The sequence below is a fragment of the Deltaproteobacteria bacterium genome, assembly GCA_016219225.1.
GTDB lineage: Bacteria > Desulfobacterota > RBG-13-43-22 > RBG-13-43-22 > RBG-13-43-22 > RBG-13-43-22.
Window position 1 is genome coordinate 1 of sequence record JACRBX010000121.1, and the last position, 10,932, is coordinate 10,932.

Sequence of the window (10,932 nt, forward strand, 5' to 3'; positions counted from 1 at the left end):
GAACGGGTAAATTTTCAATTTGTTGACGGCTTATACTCGGAAAAGCGACTCCTCGTCCCATTTCAATAATCTTGTCTCGCCATGCCCAGATAAATAGGCGGATAAATTGATCGCCATAAAGTGGCTGGAGTGCTGCGACCCCGCGCCCAATGCAGGCATTCTGCCTGTTCTGCGTATTCTGCGGTTTCATCGAAGCAGGGCCTCTTATAATATGGCCTTCAATTGGTTTCGAAGCTTGGCCGTCTCCTGTTCGCTCTCCTGCAACTTGGCCATTAATTCCACCGGATCGCCGTGGTCTTCCTCCACCGTATGGGGGTTCTTGAAATCCAGGTTGTAGTTTCGGGCTTTGATCTCGTCGATGGTCACTTTCCAGGCGACCTCGTTCGGTTCCCGGTTATCCCACCAGTCGATGCAGGGTTTGAGATGCTCGAGCCGGATGGGTTTGGTCATAGAGTAGGCCTTTTGACCCTCTGGGGCGCGGTGCTCGTAGAACCAGACCTCTTTGGTGGAGCCCCCCTTCTCGAAAAAAAGAAGATTGGTACCGATGGAGGCGTAGGGCTTGAAGACGCTGTTGGGCAAGCGGACGATGGTGTGGAGATTACACTCGGCGAGTAAATGTTCTTTCATGCGGGTTTTGACCCCTTCGCCAAAGAGCGTTCCGTCGGGCAGGACGATGGCTGTACGTCACGTAGGTTTGAGCGGACGAATGATCAGGGCCAGAAAGAGATCGGCCGTTTCCCGGGTCTGGAAATGTTTCGGAAAGTTGGTCCCAATACCCTCTTCCTCGCGGCCGCCGAAGGGCGGATTGGTGAGGACGATATCTACCCGGTCGGATTTGGTATAGCTGACATAGGGTCTGGCCAGGGTGTTGTCATGCCGGACAAAAGAGGGGTCATGATTCCGCTAACAAGAGTTCTTTCATTAGTGTTTCCAGTTTTGATTGACGCTACTCTCGACTCATTTATTACTCACTGAGTGCTTTGAGCAGGGCATCTTTTGCATCTGCGTAATACACGACAGTGACCTTGGTGGCCAACTCATCAGGCAGCTTTTCTTTGTCCATGGAAAGTCCCGACCGCTCGTAATACAGGGTCGCAATTTGCCTTTTGAGCGTCCGCACGGACCAGTTGCCGCGAATACATTCGATCTCGTAAAAGGCCCGTTTAAGCGGGGTATCGAGAGCGGTGAGTTGTTCCAGATGGCTGTAAGAAAGGGTGCTCAGCAGCTTTTCGGCGGAGAGTTCCAATTGTACGGTCGCTTTCCGGACAATCTCAGATTCTTCCGCGGAAGGGTAGGTTTTTCCGGACACTGTCCGGAAAATTCCCATCGCGGTAGCGGTATCGAAGGAGGGGAATCCCTTCGGGACAGCTTGCGCGATCTGCGGATAGGTCCGGTAGAAACTTATATAAGCGTAAAGTCGCTGGCGATCCGTGGCAGGAATTTTGTGGGGCCGTAAAGCCTCAGCCAGTCTGTCCATCAGACGCTCGCCGTATTGTGCCCGGTCGGTTCCATGCAACTCGTAGTGATGAATGTAGCCCCCAATGAGCCAATTGCGAAGTGTGAGCGTGGTGTTGACCGTTCGGTTGACTGCATTATTGGGGCCTTATTTTTAAAGAATTATTGGAGAATTCAACCCGTTCGTCTGGGCCACCTCAATGCCGTTAACAAACTTAGGTGCCGCCACCTTGGACCGCCTCCGTCATGAAGCCTACCGGGTGGTCCTGGACGGTAACAGTTATCGCGCCCCCAGGCCCTTTCCCGAAAAGCCTAAAAACACCTTTGCGAAAGGAGGTGAAAAATCATGAACTGAGGCCCTGTCTGAGACCCAATATGGCCCTTTTCCCGTGGCGTCTTTAACCCGATCATGGGAGGCGCCTTTAGGGTGATCAATCACAGCGTCCGACCCTTTGGTTTGAAAATAATCCTGAATTAAACTCCAGGCTTGTTTTTCTCCGTCATGCCGGACTCCATCCGGCATACAGGGACTTTGGGAATAGTTGGCAATGCCTGCTGGGCTTTGAGTCGCAATGCAGAAATGCTATATTGTGTCCGAAAAAATTTTTTAATTCCAAATTCCCTTATTAATTTCTGAATGTAATGAAGAACGTCCCCCTTTTCCGAGGGGTTATCAGTGAAAAAAATATCATTTTAAATCAGAACGGCCAAATCACCTTTCGATATTTTGAAAGTAAAACCGGTAAAACTCAATGTCGCACCCTTCCGGGAGAAGATTTTTTGTTTCTCATCCTGCAGCATGTCCTGCCAAGGGGATTTCGGCGGGTCAGGGACTATGGGTTTCTCCATAGCAACGCGAAGAAACTGCTGATGGTTGTCCAATTGATTTTGCGGGTTTTTATTGAAGTTGTCAAAGAGCGGCCAAGACCTGTTTTCAAGTGCCCCTGCTGTCAAACCCCAATGATTATTCTTGGTTTTCGTTATCCTGCATCGGAATCAGGGTAACTGACCTTTGTGGCAAGGGCTGACCGTAACTTTCATCAGGAGGCTTAAACCTTTATGAAATAATTAAGCTTTTTATTAAGCATAGTAAATGCTAAGGCACCCCTACGCCCTGAAAAAGACGCCTCTCGTTAAAGCTTCTCTTAATATTTTTTTTCAAAAAAGATATTTCCTTATATAAAGTAATCGGGCTTGTTCAACCAAACGGATAAGATTGTGGTTCGCTCCGCTCTCACAATCTATCCTTATTCGTTCGGCTCCCTGGTTCGAACAGCGTTCCCGGCGGACTGGCATTCAAAAGTTCCCCATTATTTTGTCGATGTTTTCAATTTGATAGCTTCCCATACATTGTCTGCAAAAGAATCTGGGATGACAGCTCTCCACACCGGCGAACCAATGGGCTCCGACGGATTCTTAGGATTCTTGCTCTTTGTGTCGTAGATTACTGCTGCAGTGATCGCCAACTCTTGACCATGGTTTCTGAACAAGTACTTTGCGATGGTCTCTTCATACCGCTTTGGGTCAAGAATTCTAACCCAACATGCCCACGCATCGAACCGTTTTTCATAAGCTATGGATTGTCCGTCCACGAACAGTTCAGCGCCGTTTGACGAGCCGGCGATATACACCCATCGACCATCTTCAATGTCGCCAAGCTGTCGTGCATGCAGAGGGCCGCACCACATAACCAGTGGTACAGCAAGACACAGGATTGCAAAGAGCCTCAAAAACTTCATAGTGATCCTCCCGCTAATCGAACCAATTCAGCCATAAGGTGCCGAACGCCAAGGGTAACTTGCGCCCGACTTTTAGGGCGTCAAGTTGACACGTTGGTTATGTTTATTTTGTAAATTTTAATATTTTGCCTATGCGTTTAAGGAGTAAATTATGAACATCATTACTCATATATTGCAGAAAATCGGGATCATCCTCGTCTCCGCCATAATATTCATTCCATGCCTTGTTGAAGCGACACCGATTAATAAGACCGAGATGTTTACGAAATTCTCGAGCGATAACTTTTTGAGTTTTGAAGTCAATGACAAGGTGTTGAACCAGGAGATAAAATTGTCCATTATATTTACTGATGGCTTCTTTGGTGGAATCAAAAGATTCAAGAAGTTTATTCCCCGCTTCTATCCTTTTGTCCCTCTTAGTATACCACCGAACACCGATGGCAACCAAAATTGTGACAGTCCCGACAATTATTGCTCCTACGATTGGTGCTTCTATTGGATTTCCCTCCTTTTTGCCTTAATGGTTTCGGTAGGGCATTTGATAAAGTATATGATCGAATCTAATACACGTAATCAAAAAACAAGTTATTCTAAAGTTTTCTGTATAATTTCTCTCCCCAAAGGAAGCCTTTGGAGGAGAAGCACCGACCATTTGTCTTTTTTGGTTGACTTATGGTTTGCCAACCCTTCAGTTTCATGTAACCCATTATAAATGATAAATATTATCTTAACAAATAATTTTTTTCCCTTAAAATTTGGGCTCTTTATATTCTTCAAATTGACATGATATAAAGAATATAGGAGGATTCTTCATGCTGCTGATCCCTGCTGCCTTACAGGCTCAATTTGAAGAGTATTTGCGTAACAGGGCCGTTCCTAATCGACTGCACGGGGAATATAAAAAATGGCTGTGTTATTCCCTGGACTTTTGCGTAAGGTATCATTTTCCTCCTGCCCAGAAGGAGAGCTTGCCTCGGTTTATCCATAAACTGCAAGAAAAGAAACAATCGAAAGACCCGCAAGGGCAAGCCGGGCTCAGCCCCCAATAGGCTCCAAGGATGGCACCTGCCTCCGCCCCGGCCGGGACTACACGGTTACTACTTTAGACTCAAAAAGTTGCCTTGCCGCTTAACCGTATCCCGGAATATTTTACGAACCTTTCTCCTCCCATAACGGACCTGTCTTTCCTTGAGATCGAAGCCGATTTTTCGTTTCGACTTAACACGGGGCCATGAGTTGCCTTATGGCTTTAAAGATGTCTGTGATTTGTTCATCGTGGTCCTGGATACGTTCTTCCAATTCAGCCAGTTTCCCGGCCAGCGCCCTGTGGGTGGTGGTCATTTGGCGGAGGCGGATAAAAATTCGCATGATCGTGATATTGACCTGGATAGCCCTCTGATTGTTGAGAACACTGGATAGCATGGCCACTCCTTGCTCAGTGAAGGCATAAGGTCTTGCCCGGCGCATTCCTCCCCAACTTGAAATCACAATTTGTGATTTCAAGTTTTGGAACTCCTCGGCGATCAATTGAAACATGAAGTCCTCTGGAAACCTTTCGATATTGCGTTTTACGGCTTGCATCAACACCCGAGGTTCAACCCCATAGAGGTCCGCCAAAGAAGAGCTTAACATGACTCGCTGCCCATGAATTATGTAAATGGATTTTCCAATTTGTTCGGCGTAAATTAGATGATCTTTTGAGGTCATCTCGGTTTCCTTTTTACTGAGATTGCCTAAGACGGGAAATTATTCTGAATCAACTTGTTTATTCCCCTATCCACCAGCCACAAATAAAACCCCATCTTCTTTTTCAAAAATGGAGTCTTGTCGGACTGCTTCATGGACCAACTTTTCGAATAGGGGTTGCCGGTTTGAAGAACGCTGATTTTGGACGAACAAAATTAAAACATATCCATCACTTAAAGTCAATCAACCGGGAAGGTGGTGGAAGGCAAGCAAGTGGAGATCCGGCCATCTTCTAAATCAATGTAAACTTCCAGGCGCAATACCATTCCTCCGGGTGGTGATCGGGAGGGCAGCCCAGGCATTCGGTTTGGATCCGGCGGTCGACGGCCGAGGCAAAAAAAGGATACTCCACCATGCCCACTGATTTGCAGGGATAATCGGCCAAGCCCTTTCGTTTGCGGGCCGACTGGACCCGGCAATCGATCATGCGAAAGATAAAGCTCGTCTCGTCGATCTCTTCGATGGCTTGTTTATTGATGCGGGCATAGAGGCGAAAGCCCAGGGCGGTTTTGAGTCCTTCCAGTCCGGGGGATTCGGAAAGGCCCAGCAGTTTTTTGATCCTGAAGGCCTCGTAAGGGGAAAAGCGGGACCAGCAGGTGTCGTTGCATCGTTTGGCGTAATCCATCCCGTAATGCTTTTCAACGGTCTGGAACCAGACGCCGTCATCGGCCAGCCAGTTGACGGCCACGGCATCGATGGCCTCGATCAGCTTTTCTTTGCTTAAATTCTTGATGGCCTTGGGAACACCGTCTTCGATCTCAAAGCCAAAGAGGCCGGCCAGACGCTTGAGGATGATCTGCCAGGCCAGATCCCCGGCTTCGCTTTCGATCCCGCTGGCCTTTTGGACCCCGATCTGATATTCCACTTCTCGAAACCAGCAGCCGTAATGGATCACGGTGCGTCGAAACCCTTCCATCAGCCACTGGACGAGCTCTTTTTGTGACAGGTCTTCCATATTTTTAGGGAAAGTATTTTCGGACATCATATCTCCTTTTTACTTTTTAGGTTGTATTGGTTTCCTCTCGCCCGTTCCCTTCGGTGCTTGTAATCGCTATTCGCTCAAGAGCACCATAGGGTCACTCGAGTTCACAGAGATCGCCGAGAAAGGCGAAATTTTAAGAAAAATCGGTGAGAGGCCGATTTTTCTTAAATTTATGGTATAGGAATTTCCTTTTTGGACGCCGATGAACGCAGATTGACAGGATTTTCAATATAAAAGCTATCTGAAAAATGATCTGCGTGTATCGGCGAAAATCTGCGTCCTAATTTAAAATTGTTACGAGAAATTTATTGGCAATAAAGGCCGTCCTTTTCTTTAATCTTGCCCATCTCGATCAGCCGCTTCAACTGTTTTTCCAGGTGGACCTGTTCAAACCACTGGGTTACCGGTGCCGGTTCCAGGTAGCGGGAATAGAACAGGTTTTTCCCCAAAAGATAGGGTAAGGGTCTGGGCTGGTTCAGATGTTCAAGAAGGATCCGGTCTCTTTTATAAATTATTTTTTCATAAGCGGCAAACCGTTCGGCCAAATGATCTTGAAAAGGCCCGGAATGGCCGGTGATAATCGTTTGGACCGGTATGGCCTTTAATTTCCGGATGGACTCTATGAAATCACTGATATTGGAAAAATCATGGCCGTAAAATGGGCCAAAGGCATTCAGGGCAATATCGGCGGCGAAAAGTAATTCCGCTTCCGGAAAATAAAAGGACAGGTGTCCCGGGGTGTGTCCGGGCGTATGAAGGACCTGGAACGACAAGCCCCCCAGGTTTATCCGCTCCCCGTCAAGAAGTTTTCTCTGGATGGTGAATTCTTGAATTTGGTAGCCCTTAAAAAGTTTTTCGTAGCTAAGGCCGGCCCGAAGAAGCCCGATCCCGACCAGAAAACGCTCCCGGTCTTCCAGATAGACCGTTTCCATTTCATGGCACCAGACCGGGATTTGCGGCGATCGGACCAGGTTTAAGCGGTGATCGATGTGGCAATGGCTGAGAATCACCAGGTCCACTCCCGCTTTCAAACAGGGTTCCATATTGGTCTGACCCATGCCGGCGTCTATCAACAAACGAAAATCTTTTCCCTTAAGATACAAGCCGGCACAGTAAGGAAAACGCGATTGATTCTGCCCGGGAACCCAATAGATATTTTTTGTGATCTCGATCATCTCGGCGGCGTTTCCTTAGGAGAGATGATCTTTGAGGGCCTGGGGAGAAAAGGAAAGGGGGTGGAAAATCCTTTTTTCCAGTTTCAAGGTGTCCTGATAAAGGGCTTCAATAAGGGCGATGATATCATCCGATCGTCCATAGGTCTTAAGCAGGTATTTGAAGCGCTCTTCCAAGTCGACCACTTGATCGTGGAGAACCCGTTTATCGGCATAATGGACCAGGACCATTTCATCGATCTGTCCGTTTTGATAATAGGCATTTTCCAAACGGACATGTTGAGCCACTATGCGAGCCACCGATTCATAACCCATGGCCCGAACCATTTCTTCACCAACCGAAACATGATTACCCCTGGTTTTAAGACACTCCGTTTTGGCAATATCATGGAGCAAGGCCCCGGCTTCAATCAAAGCCATATCTAAATCCGGGTGATGAGGGATCAGGTTTTCGCCAAGACACAGGGCTACCCGGGCCACTTGCAGGCTGTGGGCCTTGATCTGGGGGAGCATGCCATGCTGATCCATCAGGGTCAGGCAGATATCGCGGGAAGGGATAAAATCGTTCATGATAATCTAACAGTATAGGAATTTGCCTTTTGGACGCAGATAAACGCCGATTATCAAGATTTTCAATTTAAAGATCTAATAAGAATAATTATCTTCGGGTATCAGCGAAAATCTGCGTCCTAATTTATCGTATAAATTGTTATTTTTGTAACTCCGGCAGATCCTTATACAGATCCAGGGCTTCGGGATTGGCCAAAGCGTCCTTGTTCAAAACCGGCTTGCCGTGGATGACATTCCTGACTGCCAGCTCCACCTTCTTCATGTTGATGGTATAGGGGATATCGGCCACCGGGATGATCCTGGCAGGCAGATGTCGGGGCGAGGTATTTTCCCGGATGGTCTTCTTGATCTTATTGACCAGGGCCTCATTCATCTCCACCCCCGGGGCCAGTTTGATAAACAGAATGATCCGCACATCGTTGTCCCAATCCTGACCGACGACGATACTGTCGGCGATCTCCGGCAGGGTCTCCACCTGGCGGTAGATATCGGCCGTGCCGATCCGCACCCCTCCGGGGTTGAGGGTGGCATCGGAACGGCCATAAATAACCACGCCGCCGTTTTCAGTGACCAAGATGAAATCGCCGTGGCACCAGACTCCCGGGAAGGTCTTAAAATAAGCGCTCAAATATTTTTGATTGTCCGGGTCCCTCCAGAAATAAAGGGGCATGGAAGGGAAGGGGAGGGTGCAGACCAGTTCCCCTAATTCGTTGATGACCGGTTTCCCCTGGCTGTTAAAGGCCGCCACCTTCATGGCCAGACCCCGGCATTGCAGTTCGCCTTCATAGACCGGCAGGATGGGACTGCCCAGGGCAAAACAGCCGTTCAGGTCCGTTCCCCCGGCGATGGAGGACAGTTGGATGTCCTTTTTCACTTCCTTGTAGATATAGTGAAATCCTTCAACGGGAAGAGGCGATCCGGTGGATAAGACAGCCCTTAAAAGGTTCAAGTCATAGGTGCTTCCCGGTTTGAGCCCTTCCTTATCAATGGCGGCGATATAGCGGGCACTGGTCCCGAAGACGGTGACCTTTTCATCCTGGGCCAGTTTCCAGAGGGCCCCGGCATCGGGATAAAAGGGAGACCCGTCGAACAAAACCAAAGTGGCCCCGCAGGTCAGGGAACTGGTCAGCCAGTTCCACATCATCCAGCCGCAGGTGGTAAAATAAAAGATGGTGTCCTCCCGCTTCAGGTCGGTATGGAGCATCAGTTCCTTGAGGTGGTGGACCAGGATGCCGGCCACTCCCTGGACCATGCATTTAGGAAGCCCGGTGGTGCCTGAAGAATACATGATGTAGAGCGGATGGTCGGCCGGGACCTGGACAAAGTCGATGGTCAGGTCGGTCTCCGGGGCCATAAAATCCTGATAAAGGACGGCTCTGGGGATAGGGCTGATGTCCGGCTTTTCTTTTGTATAGGGTACAACGACTACCCGTTGGATGGAAGGAAGCTCCTTGACGATATCGGCGATACGGCCAAGGGAATCAAAGGTTTTGCCGCCGTAGGAGTAACCGTCGGCCGTAAAGAGGACTTTGGGTTCGATCTGGCCGAAGCGGTCCAGGACGCCCTTGATCCCGAAATCCGGTGAACAGGAAGACCAGACCGCTCCCAGGGAGGTGGCGGCCAGCATGGCCATGATGGTTTCCGACATGTTGGGCATGAATCCGACCACCCGGTCTCCGGGGCTGATACCCAAATCCCGCAGGGATTTGGCCAGGGCGGCTACCTGGGAATATAACTGGGCGTAAGTGATCTTTCGCGAATCCTGGCTTTCTCCTTTAAAGATCAAGGCCGTTCGGTCGTCCCGATAGCGCAGCAGGTTTTCGGCAAAATTAAGCCTGGCACCTTCAAACCATTTGGCCCCGGGCATTTTGGTGGGGTCATCCACTACCCGGTCGTAACCCCGGGAGGCCTTGACTTCTCCAAACTCCCACATGGCTGCCCAGAAGTCCGGGATTTGATCAATGGACCAGTCATAAAGCTCCCGATAGTTCTTTATACTTTTTCCGTATTTTTGGTTCACAAAACGGATGAACCGCGTCATATTGGCCTGTTCGATCATTTCCGGCGATGGTTCCCATAATGGCTTTTTCATTGGAGGTCCTTTCCTCGGTTTTTATAATGGGTAAAGATATTGAAAAAAGACAAAGGTGTCAAGAAAGATATCGCAGGTTACTTTACAATTGAGAAAGGAAAAGAGGGCGGTAAAAGGGGACGAGATGTGGGAGTACATGACTGATGACGAAGAATTATGACCTCCCAACCAGTCGCCAAAGCCGGCTCTTGAACCCGCGGCGGTTATAGGAGACCAAGGTGGCCAAACGGCTTGGCTTTTCGTTATCCGCTCCTGCTCGGTTCATCGGTTTTCCTCCTTGCTCTGCCGGGATGCGGAACGTCTCCCCGTCCTTAGCCTGCCTGCCGGTCTCGTTCATTGATAGGTAGAATCATGATGGGGATGAAGAGACAAAATCCGCATCCAGTCCCCTTCCCGATAAGCCAGCCCACGAAATCCTTTGCCGATCCGAAAACTGTATAATTTTTCCCCATGGGGTCCGGTGCGGGAGAATATAACCTCCCATTTCAATCCTCGGTCGGAATAAACCTGGTCCCAATCCATATTGGAAAGCTTCCTCAAGGTCCCCAGCACTTCTCTTTGTTCCTGTTTGGATAGATTAAATAAGTGCCTTTGAAACACCGGATTATTCAGATCCAGAAGGACTGAATCTTTTGCGGCAGGGTTCATTTTTTTAACCGGGACTCGATGGCCTTTAAATCACTTTTCCGGGGAGGGTTTTTTTTAGCCCAGGCAACCGCCTCATCAATTTCGGTTCGGGCTTTGGGTTGGTGCAACCACTGTTCACTGTTAGGAACAAATTGCCCGACTTTGACAATCCATACCCCGGCTTCGATTTGATCGACCAATACCGTCTTGCCGGCGAATTTTTTCCCCAAAGAGATTTGCCCGCTTCGACCGACAGATTTTATAACTTCCATGGTTCTTCTCCGTTCATGTGATGATGATTTATGATAGCATGAATGCATGAAAAGTCAAGAATAATAGCCGGAGAGGTTGCAAAACCCCTTTGGACGATCTCCTCCAGGGATTAGCTTTCTTCTACCTAAGCCCCCAGTCGATGCGGCCCCACGGCAGCAAGCCGTCCAAGCCATATTTGAGCATTGGTTCGGACCCAATGCCGGAGTAATTGAAAAATTCTAATTTTTTCCTTGACCCCTCTGTTCTATCCCAATAAGATTCTCTTAATTTTGAAAA

At 48.7% G+C, this 10,932-nt stretch carries 9 protein-coding genes and 4 pseudogenes; 2 read left to right on the top strand and 11 right to left on the bottom strand.

Features of this window, described 5'->3' with window-relative positions; all coding sequences use genetic code 11:
• Positions 1-204: 204 nt before the first annotated feature.
• A pseudogene (locus HY879_10775) lies at positions 205-864 on the bottom strand (N-6 DNA methylase).
• 100 nt (positions 865-964) lie between these two features.
• Positions 965-1,591 (bottom strand): annotated as a pseudogene (locus HY879_10780) (hypothetical protein).
• 521 nt (positions 1,592-2,112) lie between these two features.
• Here HY879_10780 and HY879_10785 point away from each other — a divergent pair.
• Positions 2,113-2,460: pseudogene (locus tag HY879_10785) on the top strand (transposase).
• 305 nt (positions 2,461-2,765) lie between these two features.
• Here HY879_10785 and HY879_10790 read toward each other — a convergent pair.
• Both HY879_10790 and HY879_10795 read right to left on the bottom strand, forming a co-directional pair.
• Complete coding sequence (locus tag HY879_10790; protein ID MBI5603830.1) at positions 2,766-3,194, bottom strand: hypothetical protein; 429 nt, start codon at positions 3,192-3,194, stop codon at positions 2,766-2,768.
• Between the two features lie 103 nt (positions 3,195-3,297).
• Positions 3,298-3,642 carry a hypothetical protein gene (locus HY879_10795; GenBank protein ID MBI5603831.1) on the bottom strand — a complete coding sequence of 115 codons (345 nt, stop codon included), beginning with the start codon at positions 3,640-3,642 and terminating at the stop codon, positions 3,298-3,300.
• A 364-nt stretch (positions 3,643-4,006) separates the two neighbouring features.
• Between HY879_10795 and HY879_10800 the strand changes: the two genes are divergently transcribed.
• Complete coding sequence (locus tag HY879_10800; protein ID MBI5603832.1) at positions 4,007-4,243, top strand: hypothetical protein; 237 nt, start codon at positions 4,007-4,009, stop codon at positions 4,241-4,243.
• Positions 4,244-4,291: 48 nt separating this feature from the next.
• On the opposite strand, the pseudogene HY879_10805 reads toward HY879_10800, so the two are convergent.
• From HY879_10805 to HY879_10835, 7 genes and pseudogenes are all read right to left on the bottom strand, one after another.
• Positions 4,292-4,901 (bottom strand): annotated as a pseudogene (locus HY879_10805) (ORF6N domain-containing protein).
• Positions 4,902-5,172: 271 nt separating this feature from the next.
• A complete protein-coding gene (locus HY879_10810) occupies positions 5,173-5,922 on the bottom strand; it encodes a cytosolic protein (GenBank protein MBI5603833.1) in 750 nt (249 codons plus the stop codon).
• Between the two features lie 305 nt (positions 5,923-6,227).
• The gene (locus HY879_10815; protein MBI5603834.1) at positions 6,228-7,097 is read right to left on the bottom strand and encodes an MBL fold metallo-hydrolase; all 870 of its coding nucleotides are present in this window, start codon (positions 7,095-7,097) and stop codon (positions 6,228-6,230) included.
• Between the two features lie 15 nt (positions 7,098-7,112).
• Positions 7,113-7,664 carry an HDIG domain-containing protein gene (locus HY879_10820; protein MBI5603835.1) on the bottom strand — a complete coding sequence of 184 codons (552 nt, stop codon included), beginning with the start codon at positions 7,662-7,664 and terminating at the stop codon, positions 7,113-7,115.
• Positions 7,665-7,803: 139 nt separating this feature from the next.
• Positions 7,804-9,756: an acetoacetate--CoA ligase gene (locus HY879_10825; protein MBI5603836.1), complete on the bottom strand. Its 1,953-nt coding sequence runs from the start codon at positions 9,754-9,756 to the stop codon at positions 7,804-7,806.
• A gap of 333 nt (positions 9,757-10,089) precedes the next feature.
• Positions 10,090-10,404 carry a hypothetical protein gene (locus HY879_10830; GenBank protein MBI5603837.1) on the bottom strand — a complete coding sequence of 105 codons (315 nt, stop codon included), beginning with the start codon at positions 10,402-10,404 and terminating at the stop codon, positions 10,090-10,092.
• Complete coding sequence (locus tag HY879_10835) at positions 10,401-10,655, bottom strand: hypothetical protein (protein MBI5603838.1); 255 nt, start codon at positions 10,653-10,655, stop codon at positions 10,401-10,403. Before HY879_10835 ends, HY879_10830 begins: the two co-directional genes overlap by 4 nt.
• Between the last annotated feature and the right edge of the window lie 277 nt (positions 10,656-10,932).